Raw genomic sequence first — 21,719 nt, 5'->3', positions numbered from 1 at the left:
TGCCCGCACCGGCACCCGCGTTGGCAGTACCCGCGGCGCCGCCGGCGCCACCGGTGCCGCCGCCGCCGCCGTTGCCGGCATTGCCGCCCGCGGTGCCCGCGCCGCCCGCACCGGAGGTCGCGACGCCGTTGCTGCCGTCTACGCCGCTGCCACCATTGCCGCCGATGCCTCCGGCACCACCGTTACCGCCGGTGCCGCCCTTGAAGCCCGCGCCCACGCCCTTACCGCCGGCACCGCCGGCGCCACCCGTGCCACCCGTGCCGCCGTCGGCACCGTTGGGGTTGGCTGCGTTGACACCATTGCCGCCGACCGTGCCGGCCGCCCCGTTTCCGCCGCTGCCGCCGTTGCCGCCGTTGGCTCCGGTGCCATTGGCCCCGGCGCTGCCGGTGCCGCTGCCGCTGCCGTTCGCGCCACCCGCGCCGCCGGTGCCGATGCCACCGGCGTTACCGCCGGCCCCGCCCGCGCCGCCGGTGCTGTTGGTGCTGGTGCCGGCTGCGCCGTTGCCGCCGTTGCCGGCCAGGCCGGCGTTGCCGCCCTTGCCGCCGCTGCCGCCGGTGCCGTTGTTGCCGGCGCTTCCGGTGGTGCCACCGCCGGCACCGCCCGTGCCGCCCGCGCCACCTTTGCCGCCGGTGCCGCCGGTGCCGCCGTCGCCGCCAGCCTGGCCGCCACCGATGCCGGTGCCGTAGGCGTTCTGGTCGCTGACGCCGTTGGCGCCGGTGATACCGGTTCCGCCGGAGCCGGCCGCACCACCGGCACCGCCGTTGCTGGCGTTGCCGCCGTTGCCGTCGGCGCCCTTGACGCCGCCCGTCCCGGCACCGGCGGCACCGCCCGCGCCACCGGCCCCGCCGTTGCCGCCCTTACCGCCGGCGCCACCGTCGCCGCCGGTGTAGCCGGCACCGTTGTTGATCCCGGAGGTGCCGTTGGCGCCTGCCACGCCGACGCCACCGTTGCCGGCGGTGCCCGCGTTGCCACCCTTGCCGGCGTTGCCGCCATTGCCTGCGTTGCCCGAAGTCGCACCGCCGGTGCCCGCGCCTTGGGCGCCACCGGCGCCGCCATCGCCTCCGGCGCCACCGTTGCCGGCGTTGCCGCCGGCCTGGCCCGAGCCGCCGACGCCGGTCGTGGCCGCGCCGCTGCCGCCGTTGACGCCGGAGCCGCCGATTCCGCCGGCGCCGCCAGTCCCGCCGGCGCCACCGTTACCGCCGTGGAAGCCGGTGCCGTTACCGGTACCGCCCGCGCCGCCGGCGCCGCCCTTGCCGCCCGCTGAACCGTCGGTGCCGCTGTCGCCGGCGTTGACGCCATTGGTGCCATGGGTGCCGGCGGCGCCGTTACCACCCGCGCCACCGTTTCCGCCGTTGGCGCCGCTGCCGTTGGCACCGGACGCGGCGTTGCCGCCGCCGCCGTTACTGCCGCCTGCGCCACCCTGGCCGAGCGTGCCCGCGTTGCCGCCGACGCCGCCCTTGCCGCCGTCGATGAAGTTCGCGGTGCCGTCGGCGCCCCGGCCGCCGTCGCCGGCGGTCCCAGAATTGCCGCCCTTGCCGCCCACGCCGCCCGAGCCGTTGTTGCCCGCGGTCGCACCGGTGCCGGCGGTGCCACCGGTGCCTCCGCTGCCGCCGGCCCCACCGGTGCCGCCATTGCCGCCGTTGCCGCCGTCCTGGCCGGCGCCGCTGTTGACGCCCGCGGTCCCGTTGGCGCCGTTGACACCGGCGCCACCTGATCCAGCAGCACCGCCTACGCCGCCGTTGCTGGCGTTGCCGCCGTTACCGTTGGCGCCGGCACTGCCCGCGGTGCCACCGTTGCTGGCCCCGGCCTGGCCGCCGGTACCGCCGTTACCACCGTTACCGCCATCGCCGCCGGCACCGCCGTTGCCACCGGTATACCCGGCGCCGTTGTTGATGCCCGTGACCCCGTTGGCGCCCGCCGCTCCGGCGCCGCCATTCCCGGCCGTACCGGCGTTGCCGCCCTTGCCTGCGTTGCCACCGTTGCCCGCGGTGCCTGCGCCGGCACCGGCGTTGGCCGCACCCGCGGCACCGCCCGCGCCGCCGTTGCCGCCGACGCCGCCGCTACCGGCGTTGCCGCCGGCGCTGCCCGCACCGCCCGCACCGTTGGTCGGCACGCCGGTGGTGCCGTCTATGCCGCTGCCGCCGGCCCCACCGGCACCGCCGTTACCGCCCAGCCCGCCGGTGCCGCCGTGGAACCCGGCGCCGACGCCCTTGCCGCCCGCGCCGCCGACGCCACCGGTGCCGCCGGCGCTGCCGTCGGCGCCGTGCGGGTTGCCCGCGTTGACGCCGTTGCCGCCCGCAGTGCCCGCCGCGCCGTTTCCGCCGGCGCCGCCGTTGCCGCCGTTGGCGCCGGTACCGTCGGCTCCCGCCGTCGCGTTGCCGCCACCGGCGTTCGCGCCGCCGGCGCCGCCCTTGCCCAGCGCACCGGCATTGCCGCCGGCCCCACCGGCGCCGCCGGTGCTGTTGGCCGCGGTGCCGTTCGCGCCGTCGCCTCCGCTGCCCGCGACACCGGCGTTACCGCCCTGGCCGCCGACGCCGCCGTTGGCATCGAGTCCCTTGAGTCCGGTGGTGCCGCCGCCGGCACCGCCCGTGCCGCCGGAACCGCCGGCTCCACCGGTGCCACCGGCACCGCCGTCGCCGCCGGCCTGCCCGCCGCCGATGCCGGTGCCGTACTTGTTGAGGTCCGCCGTGCCGTTCGCGCCGGTGATGCCGGTGCCACCGGATCCGGCCGCGCCGCCGGCCCCACCGGAGCTGGCGTTGCCGCCATTGCCGTCGGCGCCCTTCGTGGCACCCGCTCCGCCGGTCCCGCCGGCGCCGCCGTTGCCACCCTTACCGCCGGCGCCGCCGTCACCGCCGCCGTACCCGGCGCCGTTGTTGACGCCCGCTGTTCCGTTGGCACCGGCCGCACCGATTCCGCCCTTGCCCGCGGTGCCTGCGGCGCCGCCGTCTCCTGCGGCGCCACCGTTGCCGGCGTTGCCCGTCGTCGCGCCACCGGTACCGGTGCCCGCCGCGCCCCCGGCGCCGCCGTCGCCACCGGCGCCACCGTTGCCCGCGTTGCCACCGGCTTGGCCGGCCAGACCGGCGCCCGTGGTGGCCGTGCCGTTGGCGCCGTTGATGCCGCTGCCGCCGGCACCGCCCGCACCGCCCTTGCCGCCGGCCCCGCCGTCGCCGCCGTGGAAGCCCACACCTTTGCCCTGGCCACCGGCACCGCCGGCGCCGCCCTTGCCACCGCCCGCACCGTCGGCACCGCTGTCCCCGGAGTTCACTCCGTTTGCGCCGGCCGCGCCCGCCGCGCCGTTTCCGCCCGCGCCACCGTTGCCGCCGTGCGCACCGGTGCCGGCGTCGCCGCTGAGCGCGGAGCCTATGCCGCTGCCGTTGGCGCCGCCGGCGCCGCCCTGGCCGATGCTGCCCGCGTCGCCGCCCGCACCGCCTTGGCCGCCGTCGACGAAGGTGCTGGTCCCGTCGGCGCCCCGGCCGCCGGCACCGGCCGCACCGGCGTTTCCGCCCTTGCCGCCCACCGCGCCGGCGCCGTCGAGACCCTTGGTCCCTGTGGTGCCGCCGCCGGCTCCGCCGACGCCGCCCGCGCCCCCGGCGCCGCCGGTCCCACCCGCACCGCCGCTACCGCCGGCCTGGCCGGCACCGTTGTTCACGCCCGCGACGCCATTGGAACCGGTGATCCCCGTTCCGCCGGAGCCGGCGGCCCCGCCGACCCCGCCGTTGCTGGCGTTGCCGCCATTGCCGTCGGTACCCGCGTTGGCGCCGGCGCCGCCCGCCGCGCCGCCGGCGCCACCGGCCCCACCGCTGCCGCCCTTACCGCCCGCGCCACCGTCGCCACCGTCGTAGCCGGCGCCGTTGTTGGTGCCGGCAATTCCGTCGTGGCCGTTGGCGCCGACGCCGCCCTTGCCTGCCGCACCCGCGGCACCACCGTCGCCGGCCGCCCCGCCGTCACCCGCCTGACCTGCTGCGGCGCCGGCACCGGCCGCACCCGCGGCACCGCCCTTACCGCCGTCACCACCGGCGCCACCGTTGCCCGCATTGCCACCGGCCTGGCCGGCCAGACCAGCGCCGTTGGTGGCGGTGCCGTTGGCGCCGTTGATACCCGAACCACCGGCGCCACCGGCGCCACCGGCGCCACCGCTACCGCCGTCACCACCGTGGAAGCCCACGCCGTTGCCCTGACCACCGGCACCGCCGGCGCCGCCCTTGCCGCCGACCGCGCCGTCGGCGCCGCTGTCGCCGGCGTTGACGCCGTTGGCGCCCGCCTGGCCGGCCGCGCCGTGACCGCCGTCGCCGCCGCGGCCACCGTCCGCGCCTGCGCCGCTGAGCCCATTGCTGCCGCTGCCGCCTTGGGTTCCGCCATTGGCGCCACCCGCGCCACCGGCCCCGATCGCACCGGCGCTGCCGCCGGCACCACCGGTGCCGCCGTCCTGGAAGCTGGCGGTGCCATCTGCACCGCGACCACCGGCACCCGCGGTGCCGGCGTTGCCGCCCTTACCGCCCGCGCCGCCGAGACCGTCCTTGCCCGCGTTGGCTGTTGCACCGCCGGCCTGGCCGCCGGTGCCACCGGCGCCTCCGGCACCGCCCGTACCACCCGCACCGCCACTGCCTCCGGCCGTGCCAGCACCTTCGTTGACCCCAGCCACACCGTTGGAGCCAGTCGCGCCGGAACCGCCGGCACCGGCCGCGCCACCGGCCCCACCGCTGCTGGCCGTGCCGCCGTTACCGTCGGCACCCGCCGAAGCGCCCAGCCCGCCGGCGGCGCCACCGGCACCGCCCTTGCCGCCGTCGCCACCCGCACCGCCGGCACCGCCGTCGCCACCGGCGTACCCGTCGCCGCCATTGGCTGCGCCGTCGTGACCGTGGGCGCCGATACCGCCCTTGCCTGCCGTTCCGGCCGCTCCGCCGTCGCCGGCTGCTCCGCCATCGCCGGCCTTGCCTTGGTTGGCGCCGCTGCCGCCGGCGCCACCCTTACCGCCATCACCGCCGGCACCGCCGCTACCAGCGTTACCGCCGGCCTGGCCCGCTCCGCCGGCGCCGTCGGTCGCCACGCCATTGCCCCCGTCGACGCCGCTGCCGCCCTGGCCACCGGCGCCGCCGATGCCGCCGGCGCCGCCGTCACCACCCTGCGTGCCGGTGCCGCTGGCCGCGCCACCGGCGCCGCCGTCACCGCCCCGCCCGCCTGCCGAGCCGTCGGTGCCGCTGTTGCCCGCGCTGACACCGTCGGTACCGGCCTTACCGGCGGTACCGTTGCCGCCGTTGCCGCCGTGGCCACCATTGGCGCCGGCCCCGCCGCTTCCGTTGGCGGCATTACCGCCCAAAGCGCCGCCGTTGGCGCCGCCAGTGCCGCCGACGCCGACCGCGCCGGCGTTGCCGCCCTTACCGCCCGCGCCGCCGTCGACGAAGGCATTGGTGCCGTCGGCGCCGCGCCCACCGTCGCCCGCCGTGCCGGCGTTGCCGCCTTGGCCGCCGACGCCGCCCGCACCGTCGCCACCCGCGGTAGCTCCGGCCAGAGCCGTACCGCCGGTGCCCCCGGCGCCACCCGGACCCAACAAGCCGGCCGCCCCACCAGCACCGCCAGCCTGACCCGACGCGCCCGACCCGCCGTTACCCCCACGGCCGATCAGCAATCCACCCGCGCCACCAGCAGCACCCGACCCCGGCGCACCGTCGGTGCCCGGCCCCACCAACGGACGCCCCAACAGCGCATTCGCCGGCGCATTGATCGCATCCAGCACGGCCTGCTCCAGCGACTGCAGTGAAGCCACACTGGCCGCCTCCATACCCGCATACGCGCCGCTGGCGCCAACCATCAACTGCACAAAACGAGCATGAAAATCCGCCGCCGCCACACTGACCGCCTGATACTCCCGGCCATAAGTGCCGAACAGCGCTGCGATCGCCGCCGACACCTCATCCCCGGCAGCCGCCGCCACCGCAGTCGTCGACACCCCTGCCGCGACACCGGCCCCACTCACGGCCGAACCAATCGCGCGCAAATCCGACGCCGCCGCAACCACAACCTCCGGCGAAACAGACACGTACGATGACATGACCCACCCATCACTAAGCCTTGAGGCAGAATTTTTTTACGCGAAAATTAATTAGCGCGACAGGCTGCAAACGATAACCGTTTCCCACCAGAATTTCCGCCTAACGGCATAAGAAGCGGTTCGGCGCGGGTATTCGCGTAGCTACAGCGGTCTACCGATCCCAGCGCAAAGGCGATCTCGAGCGCGCTCAGCGGCAAAGTGAGGCGCAGTGCTACCGAGGCACTCGGCGCCGGTGCCAATACGAGTGCCAATACGAACGATTGCCATCCTCAACAATTGATGCGAACCACCGATGCGAGCATCGCTGACCTTCGTCGCCCAGCGGGGGCCCGCATCGATACCGCCTACGTGACGAGATGGCGGCTCGCAACCGAATCCCACACGAGTTCGCGCGAGGTGAAGTACCACCCGCCGCGTTCGTAGATGAGCTGATCCCGGAAGACGCCGGTGGCCGGCGCACCGGCGTCGCTGTCCGCTGCGGCGAAAAGTATTGCCACGCAATGCTGGGTCGCGTTGACTCCGTCGACGTGGATCTCGTTGTCCACGGTGACCAGACGTTGTCCTCTCCCGCCGTCGAACGCCTCGCGCAGATCGGTGAAGGGCTCACCGTCGCGGACGTAGCTGGCGCCGGAATGGCGGAACGTGGCGATCCAGGCGTCCCGGTCGCCTTCGGAATACGCGCGGTTGTGCCGGGCGGTCAGATCCAGAATGCCCGCACGGCCTGTCGCGGCGTGCAGCAGCTGTTGTTCCTGATAGGTCATCGTCATCGTTGTCTAACCTGCCTTTCACCGGCTCACAATGTATCCGTGGGTTTCCCGATCCCATGCGCTCGCGCTCACGCCGCGGGCCCGCAACACGTCCTTACGTATCCGGCCGATGACATTCTTGGGAAGTTCATCGACGGCATCGACGAATCGGGGGACGCAGAAGTACGGCATGCGCGCCGCGCAAAAGTCCAGCAGGTTCGCGTAATCGAGTGCGGCGCCGGGACGCAACGTCACGGCAACCAGGATGTCGTCCTCACCGAGATCGCTCGGTACCGCGACCGCGGCGGCCTCCGCAATCGCCGGGTGACTCATCACCACGGTTTCGACTTCCACCGATGACACGTTCTCGCCGCGTCTACGCAGCGAGTCCTTGACCCGGTCCACGTAGGTCAGGTGGTGCCCCGCATCGAGCTTGCCAAGGTCACCGGTGTGGAACCACTCCGGATGCGGGTCGACTCGAAGTGCCGAATGCCAGTCGGGATGCACATAACCCTGGCTCATTACCCCGGGAAACCGCGGTCGGCAGGTGATCTCGCCAACCGTTCCTGCGGGCACCTCTACGCCGGCGTCGTCGACGATACGCACCTCGAAGTTCGGATTGAGCCGGCCGGACGTTCCGGGAACCCCTTCGTCGGCAACGCTTTTGACCGCGAGCGGAAACGCCTCGGTCATGCCGTACATGGTGACGATGCGACAGCCGTAACGCTGCTCGATCGCCCGGTAGGAGTTTGCGTCGATCGGTGCCGCGGAGATGAACCGCAAGGGCAACTGCGCGTCACGCGGATCCGGCGGCAGGCTCTGCAACATGGTGACCATCGCGCCCGCGCCGACGAACCCGACCGCACCGCGGGCGCGCACCTCGTCCCACACCTCACGGGGGTGAAAGCCGGCTGCCAACACCGTGGTTCCGCCGACCAGCAGCGGTGCAAGCACGCTGGGCGCCGCGCTCAAATGAAACAGCGGCATCGCGGTCCACAGCACCTCCCCCGCGGTGAACTGCCACGCCTGGGCTACGGTAGCGGCCACCGTGAAGAGGTAATTCCAGGATGTGGCAACCGCTTTCGACGGGCCTGTGGTGCCCGAGGTGAAGAACAGCGCGCCGAGATCGTTCGGCGCCGCGGGGGTGTCGCCTGTCGCGACGTCCTCGTCGAGGGCAGCGGCAAGTGCGTCATCGATCACGACAATCTGGGTGTCGCGGTCGAGGTGTCCGGCGATCTCGTCCACCCGCTGCCGCCGATCCGAGTCGGTGAGAATCAGCTTGGCGCGCGACAACCGCAGGTTGTGCAGCAGGAAGTCACCCTTGTTGGCGGCGTTGACCGCGGCGCTCACCGCGCCGACGCGAGCCACTCCGAGCCAGAAGTAGACCCACTCCGGACATGTCGCGGTGAACAGAGCCACGCCGTCGCCAGGGCCGATCCCTCGGTCCGCCAACAGTTTTGCCGCGGTGCGGGATCGCTGCCGCAGCTGCGCGAAAGTGATGTCACGGCCCGCCACTGACATCATCACCCGATCGGGATATTGTTCGGCGCGGCGATCGAGCACGGCTGGCACAGTGAACCGGTCGACACCGAAGTCGGCAGGCGCCGGAGCTCCCATCAGGCCGGCGCGGCCGCCGGGTCCGGCTCGCCGTCGGCGGTGTAACCGAAATCGTCCGGCGACGGTTGGGTACCGGGGTAGAAGCGGTGCGCCCAGCGGCGCAGTGCCGCATAGTCATGTGCCTCTTCCGGCGCCAGGTTGGGCTTTTCCAAATACTTCATGTTCTCCCACGTGAAGAAGTCCTGTTTGATGACTTCCTGTTGCAGCGCAAGGAATTTCGCGGCGCGGCCAGTGGGCGCATCGCCATCGTCACCGGGCTCACGAATGGAAGCCTGGGTGTAGAAGTAGTCGGTGTAGTCCTCGTCGACCGGTGTCTGGCCGGTGACCTGGACGGTGGCCACCAGGTCGCTGGGAAAGCGCACGATGCCCAGCCCCAGCGAGTAGTTGTCGTAGATGATCTTGGCGTCGACGGGGCCATTGGGCGTCAGCCAGGTCTTGGCGCGGCCGCCCCCGAAATGGGCGTTGACCGTGGCGTGCAAGTGATATCCCGAGACCTCGAACGATGCCGTGTTGGCCGGGTTGGCGGCCTTGTGCACGTACTGGACGTGGTAGGGGTCGGCGGCGTTTTCAATGATCATCTGCGCGTGCACCTTGACACGGTTGACCATCCGGGTGTGTGGGTGCAACGGGTAGTACTCGTTGGTTTCCAGTTCAGGCAGCACCGGCGGCTGCCAGTAAGGCGCGCGGCCGTGCCGCTCGTGCCACACCAGGATGAAGCCGTACCACTCGGTGACGGGGTAGGTGCGGATCCGGACGTTGTTCTTGCAGCCGATCTTGCTGTACGGAATCAGCGCGTTGGTGCCGTCGCCGCGCCACTGCCAGCCGTGCCAGGGACAGACGATGTGTTCGCCCTCGACGGTGCCGCCGACGCCCATGTTGGCGCCGAGGTGCTGGCAATAGGCGTCAAGGACATGCACCTTGCCAGTCGCAGTGCGGAACAGCACCAACTCCTCGCCGAAGTAGTGCACGCGCTTGACCTGACCGGCGGCCAGATCGGAGGCGAAGCCGACGATGAACCAGCCGGTCGGGAAGCGGTAGGTGGACAGGGCGATGCCCGAGGACCCGAACTCGCGTTCGGACGGGTCCGCTGCGTCTGGTGCAGTTTGCGTCACGAGTTCTCCGTTTCCCACGCGGCCGCGCGGCGATGGGGCCGCCCGCGCACCCGCGGTTCGACGACTGTGTCTATTTTTACTATTTTAGACATTGAACGTCAATGTGGACGCCGCGAACCCCGACGCCCCGCCATGATCGGGAACCAAGGGCATTGCGCTACAACAAATCTCGCGCTGTTACTCGACTATGCGCAGCGCGGCCCGCGGACATTGGTCCACTGCGGCGCGGACGTCGATCTCCCGGTCCGGCGGCACCGGCCCGTCGGCAATCTGAACGACGTCCTCGTCCCCCAATTCAAAGATGTCCGGCGCGATGGATTCGCAGAACCCGTTGGCCTCACACATATCCGCGTCGACAATCACCCGCATCGGCTGCCCCTTTCTCTAGAGACCCACTGGCCGGGTCCCGATCACCTCGCCGGCCGCGAGGCGCGCGAGTTCTTCCTCGGTCAGTCCGCACTGATCGCGCAGTACTTCTTCATTGTGCTCCCCCAACGTCGGCGGGGGCAGCCGCAGCCAGGCATGCTGGCCGGCGAGCAGCGCGAACGGCGGGGTCGGATAAAGGCCCCTTCCGGTCCGTGGATGGTCCAGCGACTCGAGGAAACCGCGCGCCCGCAGTTGCGCATTCTCGGTGACCAGTGACGGGGATACGACGGGCGCGGCGGGCACGCCGGCCTGCGCCAGCAGCTCGACCGTGCCATCGAGCGGTTGGCCGGCGAACCAATCCTGTAGCAGCCGGTCGATTTCGTCGGCGCGTGCGCGCCGCCCGGCGCTCGTCGACAGATCGGCGTCCGACAAGGCGGCCAAATCGACCAGTTCGACCAACGCCAACCACTGCCGGTCAGCACAGATGCTGACCGCGATCCAGTCGTCGGCGCCGGCGCAGCGGTAGATGTTCTGCAGGGCCCCGCCGTGGCCCCGATTGCCGCGTCGGTCCAATGTCTTGCCGTACACCTCGGCTTCGATGGGCTGGATTGCGGTGGTGTTCAGCACGGTTTCGAGCATCGGCAGTTCGACTTGCTGGCCGGTGCCGGTGCGCTCCGCGAAGTTCAGGGCGACCAGTACCGCGAATGCGGCGTGCACGCCGGCCAGCGGATCACAGGCACCACGCGGGGTCACCGGCGGTGTTTCGGGCAAGCCCGTCACCCAGGTCAGGCCGCCGATCTGTTCCATGGTGGGCGCGAACCCGACCCGTTCACGCCAAGGCCCATTCAAACCGAATGCCGGCATCCGGACGACGACCAGATTCGGGTTGATTCCCAACAGCACATCGGCGGTGAGCCCGAAATGATCCATCACCCGCGGCGAGAAGTTCTCGATCACCACATCGGCTCCGGCGACCAAGGTCCGGAACAGTCCGCGCCCCTGCTCAGACCCCAGATCCAGTGTCACAGAACGCTTGTTGGTGTTCATCGCGTGAAAAACCCAGCCGTACTCCCACCAGTCGTCCACATCGGTGCGCATACCACCCGAGTAGCGGATGCCGTCGGGACGCTGGATCGACTCCACCTTGATCACGTCGGCACCGAACGCGGCCAACAGATGCGTGGCCGCCGGCCCAGCCCAGAACGCGGTCAGGTCGATGATCCGCACACCCTCCAGCGGCAACCCGGCGCCTGCCGATTCCGGACTGTATTCTCTTGTCTGCCAGACTGGTTCGTCATTGTCCGCTCCGATATCGGGTGTCTGCCCTACCGGCGAAGGAGCGCACTGCGCCATCAGCCACGGCGGCCGCGGCTGGTGAAAACCGGCCGGGTTGGCGATGAACACCCCGCGTTCGGTCATGTACTCCATGTCCCGCACGGTGGCGCCGTTGCCGAGCGGGGCGATCGGCAACCGAAACAGCTGCCCCAGCTCGACAATCTCGGCGACGGTGCGTTCGGCCATCCACGGACCGATCGATTTGTAGATGAAGTCGCGGTACTCCCAACGGCCGATCTGAAAGCGCAGCTGCGGAATGTCCTCGAACTGCGGACATTCGACCATGGCCGCGAAGTCCAGCCACTGCTGGCCGGTGACCATGGTGATGCCGACGTAACCGTCCTTGGCCGGAACGATGGACGGCACCTCCAGGGTGCGGCGTACCGGTGGGACTTGCAGCAGCTGCGAATGCAACCACTCGCTGCTCTGCATCGCCGTGATGGCCTCGAGCATGGACAGATCCAGATGCTCCCCCGGTCCGCCCCGCTGCACGCGGCGGCACACCGCCAGGGCACCGAAGGCCGCGTAGACCCCGCCCATGTACTCGCCGAGGTCGCCGCCGATCGAGATGGGCGGGCCGGCGGGATCGCCGCGGAAGCCGGTGCAACCGGACCAGGCCTGCAGGGTGAACTCGGTGGCGGCCCGCTCGGCGTAAGGGCCCGTCCAGCCGAAATCGGAAATCGTGACGACGACCGCCCGCTCGGACAGCTGCAGCAGCCGCTGCGGATCGACACCCAGCGCTGCGGCTTGCGCACGGCTTCCGGTCACTACGATGACGTCCGCGGCGGCCAGTTCGGCGTCATGACGCTGGTCCTCCGGGGGCAGGCTCAGGCTGCGCTTGCCGGCGTTGAGGTAGCAGAACAACGGCGAGGCGGGGCCCTCCACCGGCGAACAGGTCGCCGAGTAGCGGCGCAGGGGATCCCCTTGCGGCGGTTCCAGTTTGCGGACCTCAGCGCCGGCGTCGACCAGCAACTTGCCGCAGTAGCTGCCGGCCAAGCGCTCACTGATCTCGACGACCCGGAGTTCTTCGAGCGGTGTCGGCCGGCTACCGGCCACGTCACTCACGCGGCTATTTATACCATTACTGCTAAAATAGCTAAGCCAGTCGAGTTCGCGCGCCCGCGGCCGTGTGCTCTGTCCTGCTGTAGGTTGCGAGGAATCGGATGACCGCCCTGGGTATTGGACCCGACGCCAGGCGCCGGCTGTCGGCGCCGAGGATCGCTGAAATCGTAGCCGACGAGTTGCGCCGTCAGATCATCGACGGCGAACTCGCCGACGGCGACCTGTTGCCGCGCCAGGAAGTGCTGGTCGACCAATTCAAAGTGAGCCTGGTGTCGCTGCGCGAAGCCTTGCGAATCTTGGAGACCGAGGGCCTGGTCTCGGTGCGGCGGGGCAATCGCGGCGGCGCCGTGGTGCACGCGCCGGCCAAGACCAGCGCCGCCTACATGCTGGGGTTGGTCTTGCAGAGCGAGAACGTCGCCGTCAGCGACCTCGGCGCGGCGTTGCAGGAACTCGAACCGGCCTGCGCCGCCCTGGCCGCGCAACGGCCCGACCGTGCCGACACCTTGGTGCCCGAACTCAAACAGGTCAACGAGGCCATGGCCGAGAACCTCCAAGACGGACGGCAGTTCACCGAAATCGGCCGCCAATTCCACAATCTCATCGTTCGCGGCTGCGGCAACCACACCATCATCGCCGTTGTCGGCAGCCTGGAAACGCTGTGGTCGAGCCACGAACGGCAGTGGGCCGATGAAAGCTCGGCGCGCGGCACCTACCCGTCGCTGGCCAAGCGACGCGCCGCACTGAACACCCATGTCAAGCTGACCGAGACGATAGCCGAGGGTGACGTGGACCGGGCGCGGCGCATCGCCGGCCGCCACCTGGCCGACACGCAGACCTACGTGCTGTCCGGCCGGCCCGAACAGCGCATCCACGCGTTGTCTCCGCAGGCGATGTCACGACCGCGGGACATCCGCCGGCCATAAGCCCGCGCTGAGGCAAACCCTTGACAACCCCACGGACCGCGTTGGTCACCGGCGGCAGCGGCGGCATCGGAAAGGCCTGCGCCGCAAAGCTTTGTCAACTCGGTTACGACGTCGTGGTGGCGGCGCGCCGCGCCGCGCCGCTGCGCGCGGCCGCCGCAGAGATCGGCGCCCGCCCGGTGGTGGCCGATGCGTCGGACCCGGACGGGTTCGCCGCCGCGATCGCCCCGCTCGACCGGATCGACCTCGTGGTCCACGCGGCCGGCACACTCGGTGGAACGTACGCGCGCAAGCAGACTTTCGAGCAGTGGCGGGCCATTATCTCGGCCAATCTGGACTCCTGCTTCGTGGTGACGTCGGCGGTGCTGCCGCGCATGCGCCCGGGTTCGCGGCTGATCTTCATCTCCTCCTCGGCCGCCCACGAACCGATGATGGCGCGGACCGCCTATTCGGCGTCCAAGGCGGGCATGAACGCGTTCGCCCGCGCGCTCGCGATGGAAGTGGACCGCGACGGTATCGCCGTGCACCTGGTCACCCCCGGTCCGGTGGAAACCGAGATGTTGCAGGATGTTCCGTTCGAGATGTACGCGATCCAGGCGTCCGACATCGCGGCGGCCGTGGCGTGGTTGGACACCGTGGACCCGTCGGTCGACCTGCCCGAGATCCGGCTCAGCGCGGTTGAACGAGGGCCGTTCGCGCGCCCGCCCGTGGTGCCGACCGAAGCGCGCCGGCGCGCTAGCGCCCAGCGTGCGCAAAGTTCTTGATCACCGTCTCGCCGAATTCGGCAAGGGACCGCGGTGCGGCGAAATCGGCGAACCAGACGTAGACGCGTTCCACGCCCTGGGTGGTCAGGCCGACGAAATGGGCGGTCAGCTCGTCGGCGTCACCGCAGACCAGGCCCGGTCCGAGGTGTCCGAACCGGCGGGTGCTGACCTCACGCACCGTCGCCGGGTCGTCCCCCGCCCGAACGAAACCGACCATCTGCTGAACCGAGATCCGGGCAGCGCCCGCTGCATCGGCCAGCCGCGGAAGCCGGTCCAGGTGATTTGCCTGCAGGTTCCACCAATCCGCGTGTTCGGCAACCAGTTTCATCATTCGGCGGCCGCTGCCGCCGAGCACCAGCGGAATCGGGGCGCTGGGCGTCGGTTGCTGCTCGCCGGACCAGTAGCGCTTGATCACGGCCAGGTGGCGGCCGAGCTGTTCAACGCGGGCCACCGGATCTTGCTGACCTACCTCGAATTTGGTGAACTCGGCCGGCCAGGAACCCGAACCGAGGCCGAGGTCGAACCGGCCCTCCGAAGCCGCGGACAGCGTGACGGCCTGCTTGGCAAGCACCGCCGGATGCCGGAACGCGTAGCAGAGTACGAGATGTCCGACCCGCAACCGATGTGTTCTGGCCGCCACCCAGGTGGCAATGCCCATTGCCTCCCAGATGTTTTCACCAGGCTGGCCCGGCGCTTCCAGATGGTCGATGAAAGCAATGCCGTCGAAACCGCTGGTCTCGGCCTGCAGGGCGCGCTCCGAAATATCGGCGACCGCCACCCGAACCTGTGGCAGGAACAAATACCACTCGACCATCCGACCACCTATGCACGCACACGGCCGGCAGCGTTTGCGCGGCGATGGCTAGTTTACTATTTTTATTATGTTAGGGGTCTTATGGATGTCGGTCTGACTTCGGAGCAACTGTCGCTGCGCGACACCGTGCGTGCGATCCTGCGCGCCGAGTGCCCCACCGATGCCGCCCGCCAGGCGATCACGGATCCCGACCGCTGGCGCGCCCCGTGGAAGACGGTGGTCGAGCTCGGCTGGACCGAATTAGCCAAGCAGGATACCTCCGGCGACTTCGGCCCCGTCGAGCTGACCGTGATCCTCGAGGAGTGCGGCGCCGCCATCGCCCCCATCCCGCTGCTGAGCAGCGTCGGTTTGGCCGCCGGCGTACTAAGCGCCGTCGACCCGCCCGGCCAGGACGGTGCGGCGGCGGTGCTGGCCGACATCGCGGCCGGGACGGTCGCGACGCTGGCGGTGCACTCCCCCGGCCAACGACTGCCCGGCGCGCCGATGACGTTGCGCAACGGGCGGCTGCGCGGGCGCGCCGTCGCCGTGCCGAACATGGCGCGCGCCGAGCTGATCGTCACCCTGGCCGAGTCGGACAGCGGGACGGTGGCGGCTGTCGCGCGCACCGGCGACGGCGTCACGATCGTCACGTGCGATTCGACCAACCCCGCCCAGCCCGGCGCAGACATCGAAGTGGACGCCGAGCCCGTGGCCGTCGCGCCGGTGGAATCCGCCGAAGCGGCCTTGGCGGCGCCGTTGGTGGCGGTGGCCGCCGATCTGGTCGGCGTGGCGGGCGCCGCCTTGGCGCGATCGGTCGAGCACGCCAAGACCCGGCGGCAGTTCGGGGTTCCGATCGGCGCATTTCAGGGCATCAAGCACGCGCTGGCCGACAACTACGTCAGCCTGGAGCGGGCCCGCAGCCTCACCTATGCGGCCGCCGCGCGCCTGGAACGGTCCGAGACCGCCTGGACCGCTGCGGCGTTCGCCAAAGCGGCCGCAGCCGACGCCGCGACTTCGTGCGCACGCACCAATGTCCAGGTGCACGGCGCGCTCGGACAAACCTGGGAGCACGACGCGCACCTCTACGTCCGGCACGCCTGGCAACACGCCGCACTGCTCGGCGACAGCCGCGCGCTGTACCACGAGGTGGGCCGCCGGTTCGCGGGAGAAGCGAAATGAGCGCAGTGGTAACGGAATTCGGTGCGTGGTTGGATGAGTTTCTGCCCGCCGACTATTACGAGCGCTACCGCGTCTACCGCTGGGACATTCCACTGCGCCGCGACTATCAGCGAGCGGCTTTTGAAGCCGGCTGGCTGCAGCCGACCTGGCCGCGCGAGCATGGCGGCCGGTCGCTGGGTTTGCGCGACGCAATGGAAATCCGCATCGAGGCCGCACTGCGTTCGGCGCCCAAGCTGCCCAACGTCGCCGGGCCAGGTGTCGCCGCACCGGGCATCCGCAAGTTCGGCACACCCGAACAGATCGACCGGCTACTGGTGCCGTTACTGCGCGGTGACGAGTGGTGGGCGCTGGGGATGTCCGAACCGGAAGCCGGCTCGGACTTCGCGGGCTTGCGCACCCGCGCCGAGCGCCACGGCGATGTCTTCCGGGTGAACGGTCACAAGATCTGGACCACTCAGGCGCATCTGTCGCGGTGGTGCACGCTCTATGCTCGCACCGACCCGGACGCGCCCAAACATCGCGGCATTTCGTGTCTGATCCTGGATCTGCAATCGCCCGGGGTGCGGATCGAACCGATCCGGATGGCCTCGATTTCCGACGAGACTTTCTGCGAAGTCTTTCTCGACGATGTCGAAGTGCCGGTGGCCAACCTGTTGGGCACGTACAACGGCGGCTGGAACGTTGCCATGTCATCGTTGCAGCACGAACGCCAGATGATCTGGATCATGAACTGGGTTGAGATCAAGCGGGGCCTGGACTCGATCAAGGGGACGGCCGACGCGGACATCTACACCGAATTGGGCAGCCTGCTCGCCGACGCCGAGGCGCTGCGCGCCACCGGTTACCGCGCGCTGAACAACGAGCTCGCCGGGCGGCCGAGTCCGGAGGCCGAGACCATGAAGCTACTGGGATCGGTTACACTGCAACGTGTTTGGGAGCTGAGCGCGGCGGCCGCCGGGCCGGCTTCGACCGCCGATCCGGACCTGTTGTTCGAGCGTCAGGACGCTTTGGCCGCCACCATCTACGGCGGCACCTCCGAAGTTCAGCGCAACATCATCGCCGAGCGGGTGCTCGGGTTGCCGAAGGGATGACCAGCATGGATTACGACCTCGGCGACGACGCCGGCGAGCTGCGAAACCGGTTGCGGCAGTTGATCGCCGACCACATACCCGCCGACTTCCTGGGCGCCTGCACCGACAATCCCGACGACCTGGCCACCACCGAATCGTTCTGCAAGCTGCTGGCCGCCGAGGGGCTGCTCGCGCTGGCCTGGCCGAAAGAGCATGGCGGGGGCGGCGGTTCGATCTGGCAGCAGACCGTGCTGCGCGAGGAGATGTGGGCGAACTACGAACCTCGCGGCCCGCAGTATATGGGCATCAACTGGGTAGGTCCGGCGATCATGCGCCACGGCACCGCCGAGCAGAAGGCCAAGCACCTGGCGGGCATCGCGTCCGGTGAGGTCATCTGGTGCCAGGGCTTTTCCGAGCCGGAAGCCGGGACCGACCTCGCGTCGTTGCGCACCCGCGCGGTACCCGACGGTGACGGCTGGCGCATCACCGGCCAGAAGGTCTGGACGTCGTATGCCCGGATGGCGTCGTGGTGTGTGCTGGCCGCCTGCACTCATCCGGATGCGCCGAAAGCCAAGCGGCTCAGCCTGTTTCTGATCCCGATGGATCGGCCCGGGTTCACCGTGCGCGGCATCCCGTCGATGCTGGGACCGCATCACCTCAACGAGGTGTTCCTCGACGATCTGCAGGCCTTCGACGAGGACATCCTGGGTGAGCCCGGTGACGGCTGGCGGGTGATGCGGGAAGCGCTGGCGTTCGAGCGGGTCGGCATAGCTCGCTACGCGCGCTGCGAGTCATTGCTGGACCGGATGCAGACCGAACTCGGCGACGACTGGGACCGGTTGCCCGAATCCATCCGCAGCCGGTGGGTGCGCGCACTAGTCGACCTGCGGGTGGCCCGGCTGATGGCGTATCGGGCGGTGTCGCTGCAGGACGACCCGTCGGCCGGTGCGGCGGCCAGCGCGGCCCGCATCGCGACGACCACCTGTGATCAGCAGGTCGCCGAACTACTTTTCGATGTGCTGGGCCCGACGGCACTGGACAGCGGCAGATCCGCCGCGCTCTATGGCGCCGTTGACGACCACTGGCGGTACGCGCAGGCAGCCACCGTGGCCTCGGGCACCATCGAGGTGCAGCGAATGATGGTGGCCCGCGACGTGTTGGGAGAACACCGGTGAATACCGAACTGCCACAGGACATCAGCGACTTCGCGGCGGTCTCGGCCAAGCGGTTGTCCCGGCTGGGTGGGCCGCAGGCGGCGCTGCGCGCGGAGAACGACGACAGCGTGCGGGAGGCGGCGGGTGATGCCCTGCGCGCGCTCGGCGCATTCGAACTCGACGTCCGGTCGGGCTCCGACGATCTGTTGGCCGCCGCGGTGCTGTGTCAGTGCGCCGGGGCGACGGCATTGCCGTATCCACTGGTCGAGGAACTGCTGGCGATCGACGGCGCACGGCTGAGCCTGGTGAATCCCGAGGCGCCGCGCATCGATCACGGTGACCTACCCGGCAGCTGGGTCGCCGCCGACCTCGACGCCAACCGCTATCGGGTACAGCCCGGGGCCCGGACCGGCGCCAAACTGGGCCCGTTCCTGGTGCCGGCCACGTCGTCGGCACCCGAGGCGACCGTGCCGGTCGCTGACGTTAATCTTCATCTCGTGCTGGGATCGTGGCGGATTCTGGGGGCCGTGCAGCAGGCGCTGCACATCACCACCGAGCATGTGCAGGCGCGGGTGCAGTTCGGCAAGCCGCTGGCCGACTTCCAGGCGGTGCGGTTCGCGGTGGCCGATGCCGCCGTCGCGGTGCGCGGGCTCCATGAGCTGGCGAAGTACACCCTGTGCCGACCGGAATCGCTGCCCGCGCAAGTCCTTTCGGCAGACGCCCTGGTGCTGCGACTCAAGGCGGCCGACACCGCTCGCCAGGTACTGCGCACCGCGCATCAGTTGCTTGGTGCGCTGGGCTTCTGCGACGAGTCCGACGTGAGCGTGCTGGACCGGCATACCCAACCGCTGATCCGGTTGCCGTTGGGACCGGAGGCGCTCAGCCTGCGGTTGGTACCCGATGTGCGTGACGGGTACTTCGAGACGTTGTTCAGCCGGCGAGTACCCGCGTGAGTACCCAACCCGTCACCGCCGACGTCAACCCCGACCCGTTCGCGGGCGGGGTCCCGTTCGGCGCCAAGCTGCAGCAGCTGGCAGAACAACAACGGGACGATCCGGCGATCACCGTCGTCGCGCTGGACGGCACCGCGCAGGCACTCACCTTCGCTGAGCTCGATGCCCGGGCGAATCAATGGGGACGGGCGTTGGCTGCCCGGGGCGCACAGACGGGTTCGATGGTGGCACTGGCGATCCAGAACTCGGTGCACCTGGTGCTGGCCACACTGGGATGCTGGAAGATCGGCGCGGTTCCCATCCCGATGCACTGGGATTTGCCCGAATGGGAACGCGAGCGGGTGCGCGGGGTCATCAACCCTGCGGTGACGGTGGACGACACCAGCCGCTGGGAGTTGGACGCGCTGGCGGCCTCCCAATCCGAAAGTCCGCTGCCCACAGCCGTTTCCCCGACCGCCAACGGTATCTGCTCCAGCGGCTCCACCGGGGTGCCGAAGGTGATCCTGAACCTGGCTCCGTCACTGTGGATTCCGCAGCAGGGCGAGCCGTTTTTGGCCAACTGGACGCCGGTGGCCAAGCCGCAGATCATCATGGTGCCCGCGCCGATGTATCACACCAACGGCTTCGCGACCCTGCTCATGCTGCTGAGCGGCGATCATCTGGTGATCCTGGAGAAGTTCGACGCCGCGCTGTTCGTCGACACCATCGAGCGCTACCGGATCACCAACTTCACCGCCACGCCCACGATGCTCGCTCGCGTCGCCGCGCTGCCCGACATCCGCGAGCGCGACCTGTCCAGCATCGTGTTCATCCTGCAGGGCGCCGCGGTGATGCCGCCGTCGCTGTTGCGCACCTGGTTCGAACTGCTCAGTCCCGAGCAGATCGTCACGGCCTACGGGATGACCGAGAACCTCGGGCTGACCGCGCTGCGCGGCGACGAGTGGCTCACCCATCCCGGCAGTGTGGGCCGCGGCTTTCGGGACACCGAGATCCGGATCCTGGACACCGACAAGAAGCCGCTCGGCCCGGGCGAAGACGGTGATATCTATCTGCGCGCGCCGATGAGCGCGGGATACCGCTATCTCGGAGGCGCGCCGCCGTTGCCGTCGACCGAGGACGGTTTTCGCTCGGCGGGCGACATCGGCCATCTCGACGAGGACGGTTTTCTCTACCTGGTGGACCGCCGGGCCGACATGATCGTCAGCGGTGGGGCCAATGTCTTTCCCGCAGAGGTGGAATCGGCGCTGTCCGGGCATCCCGCCATCGCCGACGTCGTCGTCATCGGCCTGTCCGACCCGCACTGGGGACGACGCGTGCATGCCGTCGTGCAAGCCGCCGGTCCGGTGACCGAGCAGCAGGTGATCGAGTACGCCAAAGGCCGGCTCGCGCCCTACAAGGTGCCCAAGACGGTCGAATTCGTCGACGCGATCCCCCGCACCGCGGCGACCAAAGTCAACCGGTCGGCGATGATCGCAGCACGCGGCGGGTAGGTCTCAACTCCGCGAATTACGTTCGGCGCGTTTGGTATGCGCGAACCCGTCGGCGATCGAAGCGGCCAGTTCGAGGAACGCCTGGCGGGTCTTGTTGGCCATCAGATCCAGCACGATCTCCGATCCCTGCGCCAGGTGGTCGTCGAATGGGATCACGTGCACCGCGCGGATGCGGGTGAGGAACTGCGCGGCCAGCTTGTCCAGGTCCACCGACGACTTACCCGGCCGCGCGGCGCTGATGACGACGGTCGCATTCGGCACCAGGTGTGCGCGTCCGTGATGCTCCAGCCAATCCAGTGTCGCCAGCGCGCTGCGTGCGGCGTCGATGGCCGGCGACGCCACCAACACAATCGCGTCGGCTTCGTCCAACACGCTCTCCATCGCCGAGTGCACCAGTCCGGTGCCGCAATCGGTGAGGATCAGGTTGTAGAACCGCTGCAACAGCCGGATCACCACCCGGTAATCGGCGTCGGAAAAGGCTTCCGAGGTAGCCGGATCACGTTCGGAAGCAAGGATCTCCAGGCGGCTCGTGCTCTGCGACGTGTGCCGGCGAATGTCTGAATACCGAAAGATGTTGTCGTCCAACAATAAATCTCGTACCGTCGATCGGCTCTGGTCGGGCCCGCGCTGGGCCAGCGTACCGAAGTCGGGGTTCGCGTCGACCGCGATCACCCGGTCGCCGCGGATGGCGGCGAACGTAGAACCCAACCCGACCGTCGTGGTGGTCTTACCGACGCCACCCTTCATCGACAGCACCGCGATGCTGTAGTCACCCCGCACCGGCTGGCTCACCCTGGCGATCAGCTTCTGGCGGGTGTTCTCCTGCTCGGACTCCTTGGGGCTGAGGCCGGTGACCCGGTGCACCACCTTGCGCCATCCGCTCTGCGGGCGTGGACGCACCCGACGCACCAGTCCCAGGTCGGTGTGCGACGGCATCCGCGGGTCGTGCACACCCTGTTGCGGCGGCGCGCTCGGGGTGGCGGTGGTGAACGGGGTTGGGACCGGCTGTGGTGCGGGCTGATTCAGCCGTGGATCGAGCTGCGGCGGCGGAGGCGCAGGGGGCGGCGCGCCCGTCCCGACGGCTCCTGCGGTTGCGCCCGATGCACCGC

At 70.1% G+C, this 21,719-nt stretch carries 15 protein-coding genes and 1 pseudogene; 8 read left to right on the top strand and 8 right to left on the bottom strand.

All coding sequences use genetic code 11. From position 1 onward, the window contains the following. The 6 genes from A9X01_RS09915 to A9X01_RS09890 form a co-directional block, all read right to left on the bottom strand. Window positions 1-6,049, bottom strand: a 6,049-nt coding sequence (locus A9X01_RS09915; protein WP_081282298.1) for a PE family protein, incomplete at its 3' end; no start/stop codon positions are given. Between the two features lie 344 nt (window positions 6,050-6,393). Beyond that, complete coding sequence (locus A9X01_RS09910; protein WP_065120593.1) at window positions 6,394-6,816, bottom strand: nuclear transport factor 2 family protein; 423 nt, start codon at window positions 6,814-6,816, stop codon at window positions 6,394-6,396. A gap of 18 nt (window positions 6,817-6,834) precedes the next feature. After that, entirely contained in the window at window positions 6,835-8,412 is a 1,578-nt protein-coding gene (locus A9X01_RS09905) for an AMP-binding protein (RefSeq protein WP_065120592.1), read from the bottom strand. After that, window positions 8,412-9,524, bottom strand: a complete 1,113-nt coding sequence (locus A9X01_RS09900) for an aromatic ring-hydroxylating oxygenase subunit alpha (protein ID WP_172832482.1) — start codon at window positions 9,522-9,524, stop codon at window positions 8,412-8,414. The genes A9X01_RS09905 and A9X01_RS09900 overlap by 1 nt, the downstream gene beginning before the upstream one ends. 177 nt (window positions 9,525-9,701) lie before the next feature. Next, a complete protein-coding gene (locus A9X01_RS09895) occupies window positions 9,702-9,893 on the bottom strand; it encodes a ferredoxin (RefSeq protein WP_036358226.1) in 192 nt (63 codons plus the stop codon). 15 nt (window positions 9,894-9,908) lie between these two features. Further along, window positions 9,909-12,290 (bottom strand): CaiB/BaiF CoA-transferase family protein, encoded by a 2,382-nt coding sequence (locus tag A9X01_RS09890; RefSeq protein ID WP_081282297.1) that lies wholly within the window; start codon window positions 12,288-12,290, stop codon window positions 9,909-9,911. A gap of 98 nt (window positions 12,291-12,388) precedes the next feature. Here A9X01_RS09890 and A9X01_RS09885 point away from each other — a divergent pair, with 98 nt between their 5' ends. After that, window positions 12,389-13,210, top strand: a complete 822-nt coding sequence (locus A9X01_RS09885) for a FadR/GntR family transcriptional regulator (protein ID WP_065120589.1) — start codon at window positions 12,389-12,391, stop codon at window positions 13,208-13,210. A 20-nt stretch (window positions 13,211-13,230) separates the two neighbouring features. Continuing rightward, window positions 13,231-13,971 (top strand): SDR family oxidoreductase, encoded by a 741-nt coding sequence (locus A9X01_RS09880; RefSeq protein WP_065120588.1) that lies wholly within the window; start codon window positions 13,231-13,233, stop codon window positions 13,969-13,971. On the opposite strand, the gene A9X01_RS09875 is transcribed toward A9X01_RS09880, so the two are convergent. Then, window positions 13,943-14,785, bottom strand: coding sequence for an LLM class flavin-dependent oxidoreductase (locus tag A9X01_RS09875; RefSeq protein WP_065120587.1), 843 nt, complete (start codon window positions 14,783-14,785; stop codon window positions 13,943-13,945). The two genes, A9X01_RS09880 and A9X01_RS09875, sit on opposite strands and share 29 nt — an antisense overlap. A gap of 81 nt (window positions 14,786-14,866) precedes the next feature. Between A9X01_RS09875 and A9X01_RS09870 the strand changes: the two genes are divergently transcribed. From A9X01_RS09870 to A9X01_RS09850, 6 genes and pseudogenes are all read left to right on the top strand, one after another. Continuing rightward, on the top strand, window positions 14,867-15,943 hold the full coding sequence (locus tag A9X01_RS09870; protein WP_065120586.1) for an acyl-CoA dehydrogenase family protein: 1,077 nt from the start codon (window positions 14,867-14,869) through the stop codon (window positions 15,941-15,943). Further along, window positions 15,940-16,563 (top strand): annotated as a pseudogene (locus tag A9X01_RS32205) (acyl-CoA dehydrogenase family protein); the annotation flags it as partial. The gene A9X01_RS09870 and the pseudogene A9X01_RS32205, both read left to right, overlap by 4 nt. Window positions 16,564-16,578: 15 nt before the next feature. Beyond that, a complete protein-coding gene (locus tag A9X01_RS32200) occupies window positions 16,579-17,034 on the top strand; it encodes an acyl-CoA dehydrogenase family protein (protein WP_436405252.1) in 456 nt (151 codons plus the stop codon). After that, the gene (locus tag A9X01_RS09860) at window positions 17,031-18,188 is read left to right on the top strand and encodes an acyl-CoA dehydrogenase family protein (protein WP_172832481.1); all 1,158 of its coding nucleotides are present in this window, start codon (window positions 17,031-17,033) and stop codon (window positions 18,186-18,188) included. Before A9X01_RS32200 ends, A9X01_RS09860 begins: the two co-directional genes overlap by 4 nt. Then, entirely contained in the window at window positions 18,185-19,120 is a 936-nt protein-coding gene (locus A9X01_RS09855) for an acyl-CoA dehydrogenase family protein (RefSeq protein WP_065120584.1), read from the top strand. Before A9X01_RS09860 ends, A9X01_RS09855 begins: the two co-directional genes overlap by 4 nt. After that, window positions 19,117-20,610 (top strand): class I adenylate-forming enzyme family protein, encoded by a 1,494-nt coding sequence (locus tag A9X01_RS09850; RefSeq protein ID WP_065120583.1) that lies wholly within the window; start codon window positions 19,117-19,119, stop codon window positions 20,608-20,610. The genes A9X01_RS09855 and A9X01_RS09850 overlap by 4 nt, the downstream gene beginning before the upstream one ends. Window positions 20,611-20,613: 3 nt before the next feature. Here the strand turns inward: A9X01_RS09850 and A9X01_RS09845 are convergent. After that, window positions 20,614-21,719: MinD/ParA family ATP-binding protein (locus A9X01_RS09845; protein ID WP_253849042.1), on the bottom strand; the 1,106-nt coding region annotated here is incomplete at its 5' end.

Source organism: Mycobacterium asiaticum (assembly GCF_001668675.1).
GTDB classification, from domain to species: Bacteria; Actinomycetota; Actinomycetes; order Mycobacteriales; family Mycobacteriaceae; genus Mycobacterium; species Mycobacterium asiaticum_D.
Note: the sequence above shows the minus strand (reverse complement) of the source record. Positions and strands in the feature narration are given on the sequence as shown.